The following is a 17,731-nucleotide window of genomic DNA, read 5'->3' as shown; positions in this document are numbered from 1 at the left end:
CGACCCGACACGCCACCACTCCCACGGAACCGCCATTCCTATCCCCGACCAGCGGAAACGTGTCGATCACGTCCGGAAAGACAACACCTTCTAAGACCTGCTGATGACGGCAGCGTCACCCTGCGGCAGGCCTCTTGGTGCGGGTGTTGACGCCTTCGGTGCGGCCGTTGTGGTAGGGCAAGGTGAGGCCGGCGTTCACGGCGGACCGGTCGATTTCGAGGCTGTTGGTGAGGCTGTGCAGGTGGGGCAGGTCGACGGCGCGGGCGGCCGTGATCCGCTCGGTGAGTTTCACGTCGTTGCCCTCGGCCGGTTTCAGCAGGGTGGCGAAGCCGCGTACGAGATCGGCGAGTGCGGTCAGTGTGGTCCGCAGGGCGGAGGGCGAGTCAGACCAGCGGGGGAGCGGGGTGCCCCTGAGGGCTGATGCGGAGGGATGTGAGGGCGCCGGACCATGGGGATCCCCAGCGGAGGGAGACGTGGTGGAGCGTGGGGACCGGATCGGGCGTGCGGCGGCGTACGGGGCGGCGGCGGCCCTCGTGCCGTATCTGGTGATCAAGGTGTCGTGGGTGGTCGGCTCGTTACTGGGGCTGCTGCCGGTCGGGCGGGGGTTCAGCCTGGGCGGGTGGCTGGTACTCAACACCGTCACGATCGGTATGGCCGCGGCCGGGATCACGCTGGGGCTGGCGCTCGTCCGGCCATGGGGGTTGCGGATCCCCGGCCGGCTGGTGGGATTCCTCGCCTGGGTCGGGTCGGGATTCTTGGTGTCGATCCTGCCGTTCGTGGCCGTCGGTGCGCTGGTGAACTCCGGGACGGGGAGTTCGGAAGGCTCAGGCAGCTCGGCGGGTGACGCGGCGATGCCGGGCTGGGAAGCGGTGCTGCTCCAGTGCAGCTTCGTGGGAACCGGGATCGCGTTGGCCATCGCGCTTCCCGCCTATCTGTGGCGGCGCTGGCCCCACGCGCTGCGTCGGCCGGAGCGACCCCGCAGCCGCACCTCCGCAGGATCGCTGTGGCCCGCCGTGACCGGCGCCGCGACCGGCCTGGCCTGGCTCTACTGGGCGGCCGGTGGCCCCCTGGGCATCGCGCACCGCGATGAGCGGCCGGCCGGCTGGCATGTGTTGGCCGGGGTCAGCGCGTGCTGGGCTCTCGCCGCGTCCGCCGCCGTACCGGCTCTCGTCCGGCGCCGGCCGACCCGGCTGCCGTTTCCGCTCCTGCTGGCACTGGCGTGGCTGGGATCGGGTTCGATGTTCGCGTGGAGCGGCTGGAGGCTGCCGGCGACGGTGTACGTGGCGCTGGCGCACCCGAGCGACGTCAGCTACCCGGAGAACGTCGCGGTCGCCGTGGCGCTGCACGCCACGGCCGTGCTGACGGGAGCGGGCATCATGCGGACACTGGCACGCGGCGCCCGCGGACCGGTGAGCGCGCCCGACAGACGCGCGCCCGTCCTGTCGGCAAACGATCCCTCTCCAGGGCGCGTTCATCCCGCTCCGCCGTCGAGCAGCCAGCTGTAGCGCAGCCGCAACGCCCGTTCGGTGCTGGCTGCCACCGTGGCGAGGCCGAGCGCGGTGTTGCCCCACTTCGGCACGTCGATGGGCGAGGTGAAGGTCCCGGTGTGCTGGGCGATGCCCTCGGACTTGGTGAGCTGTTCGGCGATTTGCGGAATGAGGACGGCCAGGGCGGCGACGAGCACGCACAGCGAGAGGAGACCGATCGTGCGGCTCAGCGCGGGGTGCTCGCGTTAGAGGCGCGCGCGGCGCCCCTCGGCGGAGTGGGGGTCGAGCTGGTACTCGGGACCTCTGTCGGTGACGTAGTGGCAGCGTTTGATTCCGAAGGCGCTCATCCTTACCTCGACGGTGGCGCCCGGGACGGGGAAGGCGGCGGGGAGTTTGGACATTGCGTGCTGCCTGCCGTCGCGGTACAGGTGGGCCTTGAGGTTGTCGGACGAATGGTTCTGCCAGTGAGCTGTTCCCAACCTCAGCGTGAGGCGTTGAGGTGGAGGGTGAGGACGGCTTGGACGAGTGCGGTGATACGGGTGGTGCTGCACCGGAGTTTGCGCAGGAGTCGCCAGGTCTTGAGGGCGGCCATGGCCTGTTCACCGAGCGCGCGGATCTTGGCGTGAGAGCTGTTGACGGCCTGCTGGCCGGCGGACAGCTTCTCCCAGCGGCCAGGGTAGGGAACCCGCACCGTACCGCCGGCTCCCTGATACGCCTTGTCGGCCCAGCATGGGAGGTCGGCCTGGGCCAGGGCGTCGATGATGCCGTGGGTGCGGGCGGCGCGGATGTCGTGGACCGCGCCGGGCAGGGCGGCCGAGGCCCACAGCAGACGCCCGAACGGATCGGCGATGACCTGCACGTTCATTCCGTGCTTCTTGTGTTTTCCGGAGTAGTACGGGCGGTCGGCGGCGATGCGGTCGATCGGCAGCAGCGTCCCGTCGGGGATCACGAACGCCTTGCGCGCTGCAGCCCGGACGGCCGTGGCGAGGCCGGGCGCGAGAGCGGCCAGGATCTCGACGGCCTCGGCCACGTACCGGTGGACCGTGCTGGTTCCGACGCCGAAGCCGGCGGCGGGCTGGGCGTAGGTGTGTCCGCACCGCAGGTGGGCCAGAACCAGCAGGGCTTGGCGGTCTGCCGGGAGCCGACGCCATCGGGTACCGGGCTCACGTCGTCGGGCGGTCAGCAGGCGGGACAGGAAGCGAAGGGCCGAGCTGGACAGATCGATCCCCGATGGGTAGACAAGCACATGAAGCTCCGGGTGGACAGGTTGATCTTGGTCGACAACCCATCTACCAGGAGCTTCACCTCTTCCCGCACGCGGCCCCCACACCAACTCACGCCGTTATCAGCCAGGTTGGGAAAGGCTCAGTGGGGCTGGTTCAAGGCACGGGTGAGCTCCCTGTTGGCGGACCGAGATGCTTCGATTTCTTCCGTCAAGGTCGGCAGCGTCAGCGCGAACCGGTACGCGGAGATCGTCGCTGAACTGCGGAAACTGGTCGAGACGGCCAGCCGGATCCAGTTCACGGTCGGCGACTATGCGCTTGAAGTCGAGCCGGTGCGTGAGGCCGGCGGTCAGGAGCGGAGCGACTCGCTGTTCACGGTCAAGGAGTCGCTGTTCCGCTTGGCCGAGGGCATCGGGCTGTCCTACGCGATGGTGGACAAGGCCCGGTGGACGGCGTCGAAGTGGCCGAAAGACCGGCGGGTGACGGGGGTCTCGTTCACGGTCCACCAGATCCTGGCGTCCATAGCCGACGACAAGGAACGGTTCGCCACCGTCCTCAACCCGCCGGAGGGAAAGTCCCGCGGGACGCCGGACGAGGCGAACCGAAGGGTCGGCCGGCAGGTGGTCAAACCCGTCACTCCGCAGGAGAAGGTCAGTGCGATTCACACCCTCGCCCAGGACGAGGAGGTCGCCGCCACCGTCACGGGTGATCTGCTGCGTCGTCCGGCGGTCGTCGCGCAGGTCAAGGACGAGGACAAGGTCCGGGTGGTGGAGGAACTGACCCGGGAGGACCAGGTCGCGGCGGCCGTCGCCCCGGACTTCCTGCGCCGCCCGGAGGTCGTCGCCCGCGTTGCCAAGGCGGACAAGATGAAGGTCGTCGAGGAACTGACCCGTGACGAGCACGTCGCCGCCGAGGTGACCACCGGCCTGCTGCGCAGGCCGGACGTCGCCTTCCGGGTGATGTCGGACGACACCGCCCGCCACCAGGTCAACCACGCTCAGGTCGAGCGGGGCCGGCAGGCCCGCGAGCACTTCGAGGAGACCAGCCCCGTCGCCCCGACGATCCGCAACATCGATCGGTCGGTGGAGTTCCTGGACCTGGTCACGGCCTGCCACGCGTTCGTCGCCGCGGCCGGCCGTGTCGTCCCCGGCATGCGCGACCACCAGCTCGGCGACGACGAACGCACCATCGTCCACGAGAACGTCGCCCGCGTTCGGGCGACCCTGGACTGGATCGAGACCGCAGTCGACACCGGCAAGGTCGACGTCGACGGCGAGCTGGCAAAACTGCTGCAAGGCGAGTAGGCGATGCCCCGCGCTTCCGAGCGCAGATCACCCGCCGCTCAGCGACACGCCGACACCGTCCGGTTCGTACTCTTCGAGGCCCGCCCGGCCGGTCTGACCTTCAACCAGCTGGTCAGATCCAGCGAACTGTCGCCCCACCAGACCCGCGCGGGCCTGGCCTGCCTGCGGGACACCATCGCCGAATGCGGCTGGCCACCCCTGATCTGGACCCGCCCAGACGGTTACAAGTTCTGCTCGGACCCGGCCGAGCTCCAGGCATACGAGGTCGCGAGCATCAGAGAAGCTCACCGAGATCCGCCGGTTCATCACCGGCGTCGTCGCACCGCACGCTGCCCTCCAACCCAAGGGCCGATGGATCAAGCACCTGAACACCCAGCTCAGCTCGGTCGAGTCCACGCTTGACGTGATCGCCGACTACATCGACGCCTGACCGGCGGGGCCAGCCGCGAAGCGGCCGGCCCCGCCCCGTCCTGAAGGGGGGAAACCGTTGCGGCGACGCTGCTATCCCTCCGATACCTGGGACGATGAATGGGCCCTGCTATACCACCGGCAGCTCCGCTTCCGGTGGTGGCAACCATGGCCAGAGTGATGAGGGTCTTGCTGATGCGGTTCATCTTCGACTCCCTCTTCGGCAGGCCAGGGGTCCTGGGTTCGACCGTGGTCCCTCGGCGCGTACGGTGCCACTGACTGTCCGGCCGTCACCCTTGACACGCGCTTGATCAGTGGCCAGGAACGCCCTGCTGTCGGTCTCTTTCTCCCGCGCATTTCTCAGGGTATATAGCGGCATCATGGATTTCGTTAGCACTGAGTGCCCACCTACTTGGCGATGGGCCTACTCGGCAATGCGCTTCGCTTGGTAGCGGTACTCCTTCGGCGGGATACCGTAGGCCGTGCGGAAGGCGCGGGTGAAGTCGGACGCGCGTGGGAAGCCGCAGAACGCACCGATGGCGTGGATGGGGGTGGCGCGCATCGTGGGGTCGGCGAGCGCACGGCGCGCCCGCTCCAGGCGTTGGCTGCGAATCCAGGCAGCGACCGTCTGGTCCTCCTGCTGGAAGAGGCGGTGCAGGTAGCTAGTGGAGATGTGGTGCGTGGCAGCGATGGTGCGCGGAGTCAATTGCGGGTCGTGCAGATGCTGTTGGATGAAGTGCCGGATGCGTAGCACGAGGGTCTGTCGGTGGGTCTCTGGGGGGAGGGAACTGCTGGTGTCGAGGGCGTGGGCGAACAGCGCGGACAGGAGGTCGACGGCCACGGTTCCCAGGCGGGGCCCGTCCTCGGACCGGTAAGCGCCGGCGCACTTTGAGAGTTGGGTGAGCAACTGTGCCAGCAGAGCACCGAAACCCTCATCGGCCGGAAGCCGTAGCCCGACCACCCGGTCGAGTTGGTTCCGCGGCAGTGGCAGCAGCGCCTTGGGAACTTCAATACCAATCCCCGTGTGCGATCCCGAGCCGTGGCCCCCACGAACGTCGACGGGCCGAGAGGTGTCCACGACGCACAGGCTGTCCGGGCCGTACACAGTCTCCTGCTCGCCCCTGGTCACGTGTAACGCCCCGCTCAACGGCAGGGACAGATGCAGCCCCTCGGGATCAGATTGCTTGATCAGTTTCGGCGTCCGCCCAAAGCACACCGGCTGGAACGTTGTCGGCCACACCGTTACGCACCCGAGGTCGATCACACGCTGAGAGGCCCGGAAGTCGGCCCAGTGGTCACTGCGCAACTCCAACGGCGCATGCGTCTGCCCGACCAACTGGCGCCAGAAGTCGAAGCGGTCCGAAGCCGGCAAGTCTTCGCTCTGGAACACCTTCTCAATCAACATGTCTCTCGACACCTCCCGATCATCTCGACCAACTCGTCTCTCATCGCCTACCTGGGTATGGTCTGAACCCGACTTGTTCTTGAGGGTTGCGTCCGGGCTGATCACTCCGATGGGGTCGCTCCTTCAGCATTGTTGCCACGCAGGAGGCCGAGCACACGCCAAGGGTCGGCTCACTGGAGCGGATGGCACCCTCACGGCCGGGCAGTTCCCAGCCGCCCACGCCGTCGAGGTTCAGGTGCGTCAGCCCGGCCGCCTTCGCGCGTTTCAGCGCGGTCGCGGGGTCCGGCGCCCCGGCCGCCGGAACGGTCGGTCCTTCGTGGAGGTAGTGGAGGTAGCGGTATGCGGTGGACGCCGACAGGTCGTTGGCGCGGGTGAGTTGGGGAAACCGGGTGCCGTCGATGAACCAGCGCAGGACGAGCACCGCCTGGCGGAAGCAGCCCAGCCCCACGCCTGCCCCTGCGGGTTCCGGCCGCGATGCGGTGATCGCGCAGCAGCCGGGCCAGGTGTTCGGCGGTGGACCGCTTCACATCGAGCACCGCGGTGCATGCGACACTGGTCGACACATGAGGCCCCTCGGTCAGAACAGTCCGTCGCAAGATCGTTCCTACCAGGGGCCTTACGTCTGCCCGGAGTTGAGGACCGCACAGGCGGCAGCGCAAGCATCGCGATCACAGTGAGCGACGGGCGCTTACCGGGAAAGGCTCACTGATCACCTCAGCTCAGCGGTGGAGCTCGGCGCCCACTCGCGGTGCCGTCACCCGGCCTCCGTCTGTGCCGAGCGTCACCCGCTGGATGTGGGCGTACTCGGCGGCGATGGGCTCCTTCACCTCGACCGGAGTTCGCTGTCGTTCTCTTCGCTCTCTGTGACGAGCTTGGCGCCGGCGTGCTCGTAGAGGTGATCGACGAAGTTGCGCCGGCTCCGGCGTCCTGTTCCACGTGGAGCTCGTGACCTTCTCCTCACGGCGTGCACCAGAATCTGTAGTGACAGATCATGAATCACTCCTTACTGCTTGTTGGGTTGACGTTCACTCGCGTGAGATGAACGGTTGATGTTGCTGGCCTAGCGTTCCGGACATGATCGAGAATCGAACGACTGCCGGGACGGGTCAGCACCCCGGACAAGCCCCTGGTCGGCAGTACCGCGTTCGCGCTGGGGCGGGCAGGGACAGGCCGGGCCGCCTGCGGCTGGGCGAAGGAGCACCCGATGCGGTGCAGTGGTGTGACCGGAGCGCCTTTCGCTTCATCACCCGTGACGGCGTCCGGATGCGCAACTCCGGGTCGCTGAGCGATCGGGCGGTGACCACGTGACGTCGGACCTGCCCGCGTATCTGGTCCTTGCCGAGGAACTGGCCAAGGGGATCGCCTCACTCCAGCACGGCGAGCGCCTGCCGAGCGAGGTTGAGCTGGCTGAGCGGCATAAGGTCAGCCTGGTCACCGCTCGCGCTGCCATGCAGGAACTCGAACGTCGCTATCTGGTTCGGCGCGCCAGGGGCTCAGGGACCTATGTGGTTCAACGGGTTGAATATGTGATCAGCCCCCGGTTCACGCCGTGGAGCGAGATGGTGGAAAAGGCGGGCGCTGCCACCAGTCGTGCCATCGTGAGCTCCAAGGGCATTCGCGCCTCCGACGAGGTCAGGCAGGGGCTGGGGCTCCCGGAGAGCAGCCGGGTCGTGGAGATCGTGCGGCTGGCGACGGTCAACGAGATCGCGGCCAATATCACCTACAGCTACCTGCCGGATGATCTCGCGCCGCAGTTCGACGAACTCCTGGCGACGGCAGGCACCGACCTCATTGCCGTGCTCAGGGCGCTCGGCTATCAGCCGGAACGATCGTGGGCACACGCCGAGCTCACCGTGCCTGACGTCGAGACTGCGCGTGCACTGGACGTCGGGGGACGCCCACCGTTGTGGCAGGTGGTCCATTGCATCGTCGACGGACCGTCCGCCCGGCCTCTGGCCCTGAGCTATGCGTGGAACCGCCCAGACGTGCTTCGGGTCCGGTTCGAGTTCGGGCACCCGACGATTCCCCTCTCCCCTTCAGAAATGTCGCACGACCCAGGAAAGGACACTGCGTGATGGGCGTAAAAGCCATTGACATCAAGGACATTGCGGAGTCTCTCGCGGCGGTGGCGGAGGACATCTGCCCCAGTGCGGAGGTAAATACACTGGTTCGTCCGCCGGTGCAGGGCGACGCTCTGAGTCGGCTGGTGGCGCGAGTGCCCGAAGGCGCCGGCGTCTTGGACGCTGTCCGCGCCGGTCTGACCGATGAGGGCGCCGTGCTGCTGCGCAACGTGCCGGTCGCCAGCGACACGCTGCTGGTACTTCTCGGCGCCGCGGCCGCTCCGGCGGTCACCTCGGGGGTGTACGGCGATAACCTGGTCGATCATCTCACCCCCGTGGCCGCTGACGAGGAGAAGCTGCGCGCGCAGAACCAACGCTCGGAGATGCTCTTGCACACCGATGCGTCGGCGCAGCAATGTCCGCCGGATTTTGTGGGGCTCGCGTGCGTTGCCAATGAAGGGCAGGGCGGTCGCAGCGTGCTTCTCCACGTCGACGATGCGGTTGCCGCGCTCAGCGGTGCAGGTGACGAGGACAGCCTCAAGAACCTCCAGGAACGATACCCGTTTGTCCATCCTCAGCATCAGGACAAGGCGCCGGTGCTCGCGCCCGTCCTTTCCCGGGCCGACGACGGATTCCGGGTGCGGTATCGCAAGCAGAATCTCGAGGCCGGTGTCTTGCTCGCCGGGCAGTCCGTCACTTCCGCACAGCGTGCCGGGCTGGCCACACTCACAAAGTATTTCGAGAGCGGCGTCGCCACCGTCGAGCTGCGGCTGGACGCAGGTGACTACCTGCTCTTCGACAACACGCTGTACCTGCACGGTCGCACGGAGATCGAGCCGGGCGCGCACCGGCTGCTCAAGCGCACGTACTTCCACAAGGGCGAGGCGGCGTGCTGACAGCCTTCGACCCCTGGCCAGACGCGCAGCTCCACCTGGACTGGGGGCTGGACGCCGCTCTGCTCGCCGCCGAGCGGGGCGACGCCGTGGTTGTCGTTGACGCGCTGACCTTTTCGACGACGGCCATCATGGCCGTGGCGCTCGGCGCGGATGTGCTTGCGCTGCCGCGGGCCGTTCTGGAGCAGGAGGGCGACCACACCGTCATCGAGACGCGTTACAACGCCCGGCTACTGGCGAACGACCCCCCGGACCGGCAGCTTCGCGGCGCCTTGACCGAACTGGCCGGCCTGCGGCCGGGCGACCGCGTTGTCGTACCGTCCCAGAACGGCGGAACCCTGTGCGCCGCCGTCGAACAGGCACCTGGAACGGCGATCGGTTCATTCCGCAACCGGACGGCTGTCGCCCAGTGGTGTGCGACGTCGATCGCCAACGGCACAGCCCGGCGGGTAACACTCATCGCGGCGGGCTCCATGTGGTCGCAGATGACGCCGTTCACCGCACTACGGCCCTCCATCGAGGACGGCCTCGCGGCCGGCGCGATCGCCTCGGCGGCCCGTGGTCTGGGTCTGACCGTCTCCGTGGAGGCGGCCGCGATGGCCGCGCTCTTCGAGGCCGGGACCCAGCAGGAGGTCATCGGTTCATGGCTGCGCCGCTCGGTCACAGGACGGTGGCTGCAAAGCCGCGGCGAACCCTCGCAAGTCGAGGACGCCTGCCTCATCGACCACGACACCGTCGTACCGGTGCGCTGTCCCGATCAATTCTTCCGAAACCCATGACACACAGGAGTTTTGAGTGCTCCACCAGAACACCGTCGATCCAGCGCTCGCCGATCTGTGCACCGATCCGCCGGCAAGGCCGCAAGACATCGCGGCAACCCGGGCCGAGCACGAGCAGACAGTGCGGTGCAATGCCACGCCGCCAGAACACGTTGCGGTGGTCCGCGACCTGACTGCGGGACACGTTCCCATCCGTATATACCGGCGGGCGCGGACTGGTGACCGGGTGCCGGTGCTGGTGCTGCTGCACGGCGGCGGTTGGGTCCGCGGAAACCTCGAGGCTCTTGACGGTCTGTGCCGGACGTTTGCCAACGCGACCGGCTTCCTCGTCGTCAACGTCGACTACCGGCTTGCTCCCGAGCACCCGTACCCGGCGGCGCTGGACGATGTCGAACTTGTGCTGGACTGGCTGGCGACAGAAGCCGATTCGCTGGATATCGACACGACCCGCATCGTCGTAGGCGGCACGAGTGCGGGGGGAAATCTCGCGGCTGCGGTGTGCTTGCGGCGTCGCGGGAAGCCGACATGCCCGGCACTGCAGCTGCTGATGTATCCGGTTCTGGACACCTCGATGGCCACCGCGTCCGCACGGCAGTTCGCCACCGGCCATCGGCTCACCCGGGAACGGATGCTGTGGTACGTGGACCAATACGGCCCAGGCGCGTCGCGGACCCTGCCCGAGGTGGCGCCGCTGCGCGCGGACGATGTTTCCGGCCTTCCACCCGCGTATCTGTTGCTGCCGGAGTGTGACGTGCTCAGGGATGACGGGCTGGCTTACGCCGAACGCCTTCGCGGGGCGGGGGTTCCGGTCGAGGCGCGGATGTGGCAGGGCATGATCCACGGCTTCCTGTCCTTCGGTGCCCGCGTCCCCGACCAGCGCCGAGCAGCGATCCAGTATGCCGTCGAGTGGCTGCGCGACCGACTCGAACCCGGCCCACGGTTCGTGGCCCGGCCCCGGTCGGCCATCGAGGCGGACATCGCCAGGCTCAACCCCGATCCCGACGCACTGTTCGCCGCCGCTACCGACGATGCTGTCGCACGTGCCGAAGCGCTCGTGCGCGGCCTCATGGCGGTGCTGTTCGCAAACCCCCGCGCCTTTCGGGAACTGGAACACCTTCAGCTGGAGACCTCCTTGCGCGAGGGCGATACGCCCGGCCCGGTACGGCGCCGGATGATGTGGGTCGAGCGGGCACTGGAGCCCGCCGCCGACGTTCTGCCGCCGAACGCCATGCGCCGGCTGCGGCTCACGCTGCCACTGGTGTTCGGTACTGAAGCATTGCTGACACAACTCGACATCTGCCGATCCGACGCCGCCGAAGCAACAGACGCCATGGCGTGGGCCGCACGCACCCTGGTGCAGGCCGCACTCGCCGAGTCGGTGACTGCCGCCTGATGGTCGGCATCGGCAGCCGCCGCGATCCGTAATCGGCCGCGTCAGCGCCCTGAAGGTCTGCGGCTTTACGACCCTTGGGAGCGATTGAGGCCGGGTATGCCGGCCTGGCGGGTCGGCTGGTGGGTGATCAGCAGGCGGCCTGCCGGGCGAGGACTGGTTCAGCGCTGGGCATGCGTCGCGTGGGCCTGCGGGCCGGGCGGTCGAAGACGAGGCCGGCGATGGCGAGGTGCGTCTCGGGGTAGGTCTCGCGTGGGCCGGTGAACCGCTGCAGCAGCCGCCACTGCTTGTACTCGGCGTTGCTGTGCTCGACGTGGATCCGCGCCGAGGACTGGCGGCGGCGCTGCTCGCGCCAGGCGTGGTGGTCGCCCGGTGGTGCTCGTCCTTCGGCTTCTTCGGCCGGGGGTCGACCTGGTCGGGGAAACTTGTTCGTCAGGCATCGGTAGCCCTCGTCGGCCTTGGCCTTGCGGTGCTGGCGGAACTGTTCGGCGATGCCTTCGGTGCGCACCGCGGTCCGGTACCTGCCGCCCGACGCCGGTCCCCGCCGCGCCGCTGGCACAGCGCCGACTCGCGGGCGGACTCCCAGCGCGGGGCGGGTTCTTCCAGCAACTCGCCGAAGTGTGCGCGGGAGACCCCGGACAGGGCAGGATGGAATCAGGCCGCACGGGCCCAGGCAGGGGTCACAACTCGCCCGAGCCGTGCGGCCTTTCTCGCGTCACGGGCCGACCGCGATCACCTCTGTCGGTCCCAAGGTCGTCAGCTACCAGCAAGTCCGGCCAGGGCACTTGTCGCCACACGGCCGAGCCGCACCGGCGGATCGCTGCCGCCACCCAGGACGGCGGCGCATCCGGCGGGCGGGTTCTCAAGCAGCGCCCAGGTGGGCACCGACGGCAGCACTGTGCGGCTTCGTCATCACGCTGACCGACCACCGCACCGATGCCGCGGACGCGCTGGTACAGCTCGACCACGACCACTGGAAGATACTGCGCTCGACGGACCCAGTTGGCACCGGGCAGAAGGTGTGGGTCTTGCTCGCGCTCTGCCCGGCCGTGTGCCACGCGAGGGTCACCGCCGTCGACACGGTTCCCGGCGCTGATCCCGACCGGGCCGCCTTCACAGTCGCTTGGAGGCCGTCCCCGACGCCGTCGCCACCGGGATGTTCCCCACTCCTGTGCCGACGGCACCTTCCCGGTTGGGTCAATCGGCTCCGTCGCGCTCGCCGACCTCTTGCCTGTCTGCCGCGCACGCTTCAGCGCAGGTACCGCCAACCGAGCATCATGGCCCGATCAACGTGGCGAATTGCGTTCTGAGAGCACGCACCGCGGCGAGAATCGAGCTCAAGTGCTCCACTGCTTCGCGGGCGCCGTCCTCGCCGACGAAGAACATGTGGCTGCTGGCGATCCTCCGGGTCAGCCGTGCGGGTACCTCGTCGACGAGTGAGAGCAGCCGCGTCCATGCCTGATCGTCGAGGGTGGACAGCGCCGCTTGACTGCCCGCCATGACGTCATGCCGGAGCCGCTGCACGCTGGCCAGGCCCCAGAGGGCCCGGTCGGTCAGCGCATGGCGCCCGTCCTCCTTCCAAGCGGGGATGACGGCCCCGCAGATGGGGTAGTCGCCGAACCGTAGACCCCCCGTGTCGGTGTCGGCGTCGTCGAGGGAGATGGTGTGCACGCCGTCGTGGATTCGGTCGGCCTCGCCGCGCAGCTGGATCGGTGTGTTGGCCACATAGTGCTCGAGGTAATCCTCCTCCGGGATCAGGCACCTGCCGCACCGGCCGGACTGGAGGGCAAGCGCCTTCAGCCACGACGTTACGTACGGTGAGGAACGCTTGCCTGGGGGGCCGGCCACGTTCCAGAGCCCTTCGCTGGTGAACGATCGTGATTCTGGGGTGAGCGGTGCGAGGCCGGCGAACGGTGGAGTTGCCGCGAAGGAGATGAACGCCTCGAGCTCGATGTTGTGGCGCAGTGCGCTTGAGCAGAGCTTGCTGGCTACCCGGCCGCCCATGCTCCAGCCGATGACGACAATCCGGCGGGGCAGGCCGATTCGGTCCACGACGTGGGCGCTGACTTCGGCGATCATCTCGGCCCAACGGTGCAGCGTGAGATGGGCCGAGGGCTTGGAGAAGACCGGGTGATCGCACGGATAGGAGACGGCGAGGAAGCTGTGGCCGGCTCTGGCCGCCCAGTAGGCGAGGAAGTCCTGCTCGCGTCCGCGGCCGTAGGCGATGCGCCCGAGGTGCCCACCGCCGGGGACGAAGATCACGAGAGGCTGCTCGCGCGAGCCCTCGGTCAGGTGCACGAGGATCTCATCGCCGTCGAGGACATGCAGTTCCTCACCGTCCCAGAGGGCTGATCGGTTCGTCATGGGCAGCTCCGCGTTTCGGACCGGCTGTGACTGGGAGAACAGGGCATCGACACCACGCCCCCTCGCGGGCACGACCTCTTCTGACGTGCGTTTGAGGCTGACCGCGGTCGGTAGACGGGCCGGGCCTCGATGGTCTCGAGGCTCCGTTTTCGGGGCGGGGAAGCCACCCCGCCGCTGCCGGAGACAGGGGCGACCCGACACTATCGCGCTGGTCACAGACCCTTCGAGTGAGGAGATCGATGAGGCTCCTGTAGTAACAAGTTGTTAATCGATCATTTCATCTTTGTTGGCTGGTGCGGCTGTTCCACGGTTTGTAACGTCAGGGACGTAACCGCCGTGGCGTCGTGCCCCGGACGGAAGACCAAGGTGTCTCCGGTTGCTCGAGGCGCCGGGATCACGGCCGCCGTGAAGGCAGCGGACATCCACCGCTTCGACACCGCAGGCCGGTGTCTACCCGGCGCGCTGCCGGTGTCGAGCGGATCACGAGAGGAGAGTTGGCGATGTCGCACGGGGCCGTGCCGAACTATCTCGCGCTGGCCGACTTGCTCGAGATCTCGATCATCACGATGAACGGCGGTGACCGGCTGCCGAGCGAGAACGAGCTCGCGGCGCAGCACGGGGTGAGCCGGGTGACCGCCCGCGCGGCTCTCCAGGAACTGGAGCGCAGGCATCTCGTGCGGCGCAGCAAGGGTTCGGGCACGTTTGTAGCCCTGCAGCTGGCGTTCACCATCAGTCCTGACCAGCCACCGAGCTGGAGCCAGGCGGTTCGCCGCGCGGGCGGTGAACCGTCCGTGAAGTCGGTGGACGCCGTCCTCACGCGGCCCGATCCGGAGACCCGCGAGCGGCTCGAACTCGGCCCCAGGGACCAGGTCGTCCGGCTGCGCCGCATCGGCCTGGTCAACAGGCTCGTCGCCAACACCACGCTGACCTGCCTGCCGGCCGATCTCGCGCCGGGCTTTGGCAACCTGGTCGCCATGGGCGGCTCGCTCCACACCATCCTGACCAGCCTCGGCTACCGCCCCCGGCGGGAGTGGACGCGCGTCGACATGCAGGTCCCGGGCGAGGAGATCGCGGCCGCCCTCGAACTGGAGGGTCGGCCCCGGGTCTGGGGCCTGACCGGCCTGGTTGTCGACGGGCGCGACGGCCGTCCCCTCGAGTACGGCCGCGGCTGGAGCAGGCCGGACGTGTTCGACATACACATGGAGTACCAGGACAAGGGCCGCGCTCCCCGAGGCGGCCCGACAAGCAAGGAGCCGACATAATGGAAGCCACCGGTGCGGCGGCTGAAACGGATCAAGCTGATCGGCGAAGGGCGCCCGGTATCACAACCGCGGCCGGTAAGCCCGAACACCTCGCGGGCGCCTTCGAGTTCGCCGAACGTTTCGTTCTCCCCGCCATCGGGTCACGGGAGAAATCCAGCCACTCACGGCTGCGGGGCGTCGAAGTGGCCGTGTCCCGGGAGCCGAGCGTCCTCGTGGCGGCCTGCCATGACTGAGTACGGCGCGTCAGACCTGCCCAGTGCGCCGTTCGAGCCCTGGCCGGCCGCGCATCTGCACGTCGAGTGGGGGAGACAGGCCGCCAAACTCGCCGCCGACCGCGGCGACGCGGTCGTGGTCGTCGACACGCTCACCTTCTCGACCACGGTGACGATGGCGGTCAGCCGGGGTGCGGCCGTGCTCGCACTGTCCCGCACCGAAGTGGAGCGGCTGGGCGGTCCGTACGGAGTCGCGCAGACCTACCGGGTTCCGCCACCGGCGCTCACCCAGGGCGGAACGGACGCGAAGCGCACACTGTCCCCCAGCAGCGTCGGCAATCTCGTCAGCGGCGACCAGGTCGCGCTCACCTCGATCAACGGCGCCGGCATCGTCAGCAGCGCCCGGCACGCCACGGTGCTGCTGGCCGGCTGCCTGCGGAACCGGACAGCGGTCGCCCGCTGGTGCGCAAGCGCCTTGACCGGCGGCGCCGTCCGCCGGGTGACCGTCATCGCGGCCGCTTCACGCTGGTCGTCGATGCTCGCTACCGCCGGGGGGATACGTCCCAGTATCGAGGACTGGCTCGGCGCAGGTGCGATCGCAGACGCCGCAGCGGCACTCGGCGTGAGCCTGTCGACCGAGGCGAAGGCCGCCGCGTCGACCTACGCCGCCGCCGAGCAAGACGGTCTGGACCGATGGCTGCGCGGTTCGACCACCGGCCGTGAGCTGATCCAGAAGGACTTCGGGTCCGACGTCGACGAAGCAGCCCGGCTCGACCAGGACGACACCGTGCCACGACTCGACGACCGAGGATTCTTCGCCCTCGCCGACCGTCCATGACCAACCCTTGAACCACAGCTCCTGGCAGCGCGGATCATCGTGGACTCCGACGTGCGCCCGCCCGATCGGTCGCCTCAGGCGCCGAGGGGTCGACACCCACGACCGATCCTCAGTGACCAGGCCCACGATCTTCAGCGCACCCGGCACCAGCCGAACCTGGCGGCCTGAATCCGAACGGCGATCCCTCCGGTACGCAGCGGAGACTCGCTGTCCGTCTTCGCACGTGCCTTCGCGGTCACGTGCCCGACCATCACTCGACCCTACTTCGCCGCCACCCATAGGGAGGTGAGTTCCTTCGCATGATCAATAAAAAGGAATATAATTCCGCCACTCGGCAACGAAGCGCACCAACGACATCCAGCTTCCTTGGCGTGCCCGGCGCGAGAACACCGAAGCCGGCTCAGCATCAGCACGCCCTCGGCTGGGTACTGACCGGCCCGGCGATGCTGCTGATGGGCGTGTTCGTACTGGCGCCGATACTGCTGGTGCTCGCGCTGTCCGTATTCGACTACGACCCCATCACTCAGGCCTTCCAATTCGTCGGCCTGCGCAATTTCCAGCGAGTACTGCCCAGCCACGAGCTGTGGCAGGCGACCGTGAACACGATCGAGTACACCGCGATCACCGTCCCGGTCACACTGGGCGGTGGCCTTGTGGTTGCCCTGCTCATCCATGGCCTGTCCCGCGGCGCCGGCTTCTGGCGCAGTGTGTACTTCCTCCCCGCGGCCGCGACGCTCACCGCGATGTCGGTGGTGTGGCGCTTCCTCTTCTACCCCGACAGCGGGCTCATCGACGCCAGCGTGGGCGGCTGGCTGGGACTGCGAGACTGGCTGGACTCGACGACCCTCGCCCTGCCCGCAGCGGCCGTCGTCGGCAGCTGGGCCGGCCTGGGCAACGCGGTGATCCTCTTCCTCGCCGGCCTGTCCGCCGTTCCCGCGCATCTGCACGAGGCCGCCCTCCTCGACGGCGCGAGCGCATGGCACCGGTTCTGGACGGTCACCTGGCCCGCACTCGGCCCCGCCACCGTCTTCACGCTGGTACTCACCGTCCGCGACGCGCTGCGCGTGTTCGACCAGGTGCGGGTCATGACCGACGGCGGCCCGCTCAGCAGCTCGCAGACCCTGTCGGTGCTGCTGTGGCAACGAGGCATCAAGTTCCTCGACATCGGGGGCAGTTCCGTGGTCAACCTGGTCCTGCTGGTCATCCTGCTCGGCACGGCCCTGCTGCAACTGCGCATCGGGCGTCGCTGGGAAACGGCAGGTGCCCGATGACGAGGCGCTCCCGCCGGATGATCGGCCAACTCGTCCGTCATCTGCTGCTCGCCGTCGGTGCTGTCGTGATGCTGCTGCCGTTCGCCGTCATGCTGCAGACCGCATTCACCACCACCGGCGCCTCGTTCCACCACGGGCCTTCCGGCTTCACGGTGGCGAAATTCGCCGTGGTGTGGGAGCAGCAGCCATGGCTGCGCCTCTACGCCAACACGGCGCTGATGACCGCTCTGATCTTCCTGGCCCAGGTCGTGCTCGGACTGCCCGCCGGATTCGCCCTCGCCCGCCGCGAGTTTGCCGGAAAGCGGGTGGCGACCCTGCTGGTGATGGCCTGCCTGGTGGTGCCGGAACAGGTCATCGCGCTGCCCAACTACGTGCTGCTGTCCCGGCTGGGCTGGACCGACAGCCTGGCCGCGCTCGTGGTGCCGTTCGCCGGTTCGGCGTTCGCTGTCTTCCTCTTCCGCCAGTTCGCCCTCACCCTCCCGCAAAGCCTGTTCGACGCGGCCCGCCTGGACGGGGTCGGCCCGATCGCGCTGGTGTGGCGCGTCGCGCTGCCGAACATGCGCCCCGCCCTGGTCACGCTCGGCGTGTTCAGTGTGGTGTCCCACTGGAACGACCTGTTCTGGCCCTCGGTCATGCTGCAGACCGACCATGCGGCGACCGTGCCCTATGCCATCGCCACCTACGCGAGCACCGAAACCATGACCGACTACGGGATGCAGATGGCGGCGGCGACCTTGGCCGTACTGCCCCTGCTTCTGGCATTCCTGGCCACGCAACGGCAGTTCGTGCGCGGTATCGCCTTCGCCGTCAACAACGACTAGTTTCCCCGGAGAGC

The 17,731-nt window shown here is 68.3% G+C and carries 17 protein-coding genes and 2 pseudogenes; 11 read left to right on the top strand and 8 right to left on the bottom strand.

Annotated elements, in window-relative coordinates:
- Window positions 1-115 precede the first annotated feature (115 nt).
- Window positions 116-292 carry a hypothetical protein gene (locus tag ACWEKM_RS35950; protein ID WP_451625474.1) on the bottom strand — a complete coding sequence of 59 codons (177 nt, stop codon included), beginning with the start codon at window positions 290-292 and terminating at the stop codon, window positions 116-118.
- A gap of 181 nt (window positions 293-473) precedes the next feature.
- Between ACWEKM_RS35950 and ACWEKM_RS35945 the strand changes: the two genes are divergently transcribed.
- Window positions 474-1,505, top strand: coding sequence for a hypothetical protein (locus ACWEKM_RS35945; protein WP_451625473.1), 1,032 nt, complete (start codon window positions 474-476; stop codon window positions 1,503-1,505).
- On the opposite strand, the gene ACWEKM_RS35940 is transcribed toward ACWEKM_RS35945, so the two are convergent.
- The 3 genes from ACWEKM_RS35940 to ACWEKM_RS35930 all read right to left on the bottom strand — a co-directional run bounded on the left by ACWEKM_RS35940 (window position 1,472) and on the right by ACWEKM_RS35930 (window position 2,733).
- A complete protein-coding gene (locus tag ACWEKM_RS35940) occupies window positions 1,472-1,684 on the bottom strand; it encodes a hypothetical protein (RefSeq protein ID WP_451625472.1) in 213 nt (70 codons plus the stop codon). The two genes, ACWEKM_RS35945 and ACWEKM_RS35940, sit on opposite strands and share 34 nt — an antisense overlap.
- Before the next feature lie 48 nt (window positions 1,685-1,732).
- A complete protein-coding gene (locus ACWEKM_RS35935) occupies window positions 1,733-1,888 on the bottom strand; it encodes a hypothetical protein (protein ID WP_451625471.1) in 156 nt (51 codons plus the stop codon).
- A gap of 80 nt (window positions 1,889-1,968) precedes the next feature.
- Window positions 1,969-2,733: a transposase family protein gene (locus ACWEKM_RS35930; protein WP_451625470.1), complete on the bottom strand. Its 765-nt coding sequence runs from the start codon at window positions 2,731-2,733 to the stop codon at window positions 1,969-1,971.
- A gap of 144 nt (window positions 2,734-2,877) precedes the next feature.
- On the opposite strand from ACWEKM_RS35930, the gene ACWEKM_RS35925 reads away from it, so the two are divergent.
- Together ACWEKM_RS35925 and ACWEKM_RS35920 are read left to right on the top strand one after the other, a co-directional pair.
- Window positions 2,878-4,014 (top strand): DUF6192 family protein, encoded by a 1,137-nt coding sequence (locus tag ACWEKM_RS35925; protein WP_451625469.1) that lies wholly within the window; start codon window positions 2,878-2,880, stop codon window positions 4,012-4,014.
- Between the two features lie 3 nt (window positions 4,015-4,017).
- Window positions 4,018-4,444, top strand: a pseudogene (locus ACWEKM_RS35920) (RacP protein).
- Between the two features lie 402 nt (window positions 4,445-4,846).
- On the opposite strand, the gene ACWEKM_RS35915 reads toward ACWEKM_RS35920, so the two are convergent.
- Window positions 4,847-5,827: an AraC-like ligand-binding domain-containing protein gene (locus ACWEKM_RS35915; RefSeq protein ID WP_451625468.1), complete on the bottom strand. Its 981-nt coding sequence runs from the start codon at window positions 5,825-5,827 to the stop codon at window positions 4,847-4,849.
- Between the two features lie 220 nt (window positions 5,828-6,047).
- Window positions 6,048-6,390, bottom strand: a pseudogene (locus ACWEKM_RS35910) (IS5/IS1182 family transposase); the annotation flags it as partial.
- 741 nt (window positions 6,391-7,131) lie between these two features.
- On the opposite strand from ACWEKM_RS35910, the gene ACWEKM_RS35905 reads away from it, so the two are divergent.
- From ACWEKM_RS35905 to ACWEKM_RS35890, 4 genes are read left to right on the top strand one after another with little or no spacing between them, the layout of a single operon-like run.
- Window positions 7,132-7,902, top strand: coding sequence for a GntR family transcriptional regulator (locus tag ACWEKM_RS35905; RefSeq protein WP_451625467.1), 771 nt, complete (start codon window positions 7,132-7,134; stop codon window positions 7,900-7,902).
- Window positions 7,902-8,783, top strand: coding sequence for a TauD/TfdA family dioxygenase (locus ACWEKM_RS35900; RefSeq protein ID WP_451625466.1), 882 nt, complete (start codon window positions 7,902-7,904; stop codon window positions 8,781-8,783). The genes ACWEKM_RS35905 and ACWEKM_RS35900 overlap by 1 nt, the downstream gene beginning before the upstream one ends.
- Window positions 8,777-9,559 carry a 2-phosphosulfolactate phosphatase gene (locus ACWEKM_RS35895; RefSeq protein ID WP_451625465.1) on the top strand — a complete coding sequence of 261 codons (783 nt, stop codon included), beginning with the start codon at window positions 8,777-8,779 and terminating at the stop codon, window positions 9,557-9,559. The genes ACWEKM_RS35900 and ACWEKM_RS35895 overlap by 7 nt, the downstream gene beginning before the upstream one ends.
- Before the next feature lie 16 nt (window positions 9,560-9,575).
- Window positions 9,576-10,952: an alpha/beta hydrolase gene (locus ACWEKM_RS35890; protein ID WP_451625464.1), complete on the top strand. Its 1,377-nt coding sequence runs from the start codon at window positions 9,576-9,578 to the stop codon at window positions 10,950-10,952.
- A 127-nt stretch (window positions 10,953-11,079) separates the two neighbouring features.
- Here ACWEKM_RS35890 and ACWEKM_RS35885 read toward each other — a convergent pair whose 3' ends face one another.
- Together ACWEKM_RS35885 and ACWEKM_RS35880 are read right to left on the bottom strand one after the other, a co-directional pair.
- On the bottom strand, window positions 11,080-11,457 hold the full coding sequence (locus ACWEKM_RS35885; RefSeq protein WP_451625463.1) for a transposase family protein: 378 nt from the start codon (window positions 11,455-11,457) through the stop codon (window positions 11,080-11,082).
- Between the two features lie 767 nt (window positions 11,458-12,224).
- The gene (locus ACWEKM_RS35880; protein WP_451625462.1) at window positions 12,225-13,313 is read right to left on the bottom strand and encodes a hypothetical protein; all 1,089 of its coding nucleotides are present in this window, start codon (window positions 13,311-13,313) and stop codon (window positions 12,225-12,227) included.
- Between the two features lie 500 nt (window positions 13,314-13,813).
- On the opposite strand from ACWEKM_RS35880, the gene ACWEKM_RS35875 reads away from it, so the two are divergent.
- The 4 genes from ACWEKM_RS35875 to ACWEKM_RS35860 all read left to right on the top strand — a co-directional run bounded on the left by ACWEKM_RS35875 (window position 13,814) and on the right by ACWEKM_RS35860 (window position 17,717).
- Window positions 13,814-14,575: a GntR family transcriptional regulator gene (locus ACWEKM_RS35875; protein ID WP_451625461.1), complete on the top strand. Its 762-nt coding sequence runs from the start codon at window positions 13,814-13,816 to the stop codon at window positions 14,573-14,575.
- A 225-nt stretch (window positions 14,576-14,800) separates the two neighbouring features.
- Window positions 14,801-15,625: a 2-phosphosulfolactate phosphatase gene (locus tag ACWEKM_RS35870; RefSeq protein ID WP_451625460.1), complete on the top strand. Its 825-nt coding sequence runs from the start codon at window positions 14,801-14,803 to the stop codon at window positions 15,623-15,625.
- A gap of 371 nt (window positions 15,626-15,996) precedes the next feature.
- Window positions 15,997-16,896, top strand: a complete 900-nt coding sequence (locus tag ACWEKM_RS35865; protein WP_451625459.1) for a carbohydrate ABC transporter permease — start codon at window positions 15,997-15,999, stop codon at window positions 16,894-16,896.
- Window positions 16,893-17,717, top strand: a complete 825-nt coding sequence (locus ACWEKM_RS35860) for a carbohydrate ABC transporter permease (protein ID WP_451625458.1) — start codon at window positions 16,893-16,895, stop codon at window positions 17,715-17,717. The genes ACWEKM_RS35865 and ACWEKM_RS35860 overlap by 4 nt, the downstream gene beginning before the upstream one ends.
- Window positions 17,718-17,731 lie beyond the last annotated feature (14 nt).

This window comes from Streptomyces sp. NPDC004752, from assembly GCF_053601275.1.
This window is presented reverse-complemented; position numbering and strand designations above follow the sequence as displayed.

Bases quoted from the DNA above. Each gene is read 5' to 3' on its own strand.
- ACWEKM_RS35935 (WP_451625471.1), bottom strand. From the start codon at position 1,888: ATGTCCAAACTCCCCGCCGCCTTCCCCGTCCCGGGCGCCACCGTCGAG.
- ACWEKM_RS35915 (WP_451625468.1), bottom strand. From the start codon at position 5,827: ATGTTGATTGAGAAGGTGTTCCAGAGCGAAGACTTGCCGGCTTCGGAC.
- ACWEKM_RS35900 (WP_451625466.1), top strand. From the start codon at position 7,902: ATGGGCGTAAAAGCCATTGACATCAAGGACATTGCGGAGTCTCTCGCG.
- ACWEKM_RS35880 (WP_451625462.1), bottom strand. From the start codon at position 13,313: ATGACGAACCGATCAGCCCTCTGGGACGGTGAGGAACTGCATGTCCTC.
- ACWEKM_RS35875 (WP_451625461.1), top strand. From the start codon at position 13,814: ATGTCGCACGGGGCCGTGCCGAACTATCTCGCGCTGGCCGACTTGCTC.
- ACWEKM_RS35870 (WP_451625460.1), top strand. From the start codon at position 14,801: ATGACTGAGTACGGCGCGTCAGACCTGCCCAGTGCGCCGTTCGAGCCC.
- ACWEKM_RS35860 (WP_451625458.1), top strand. From the start codon at position 16,893: ATGACGAGGCGCTCCCGCCGGATGATCGGCCAACTCGTCCGTCATCTG.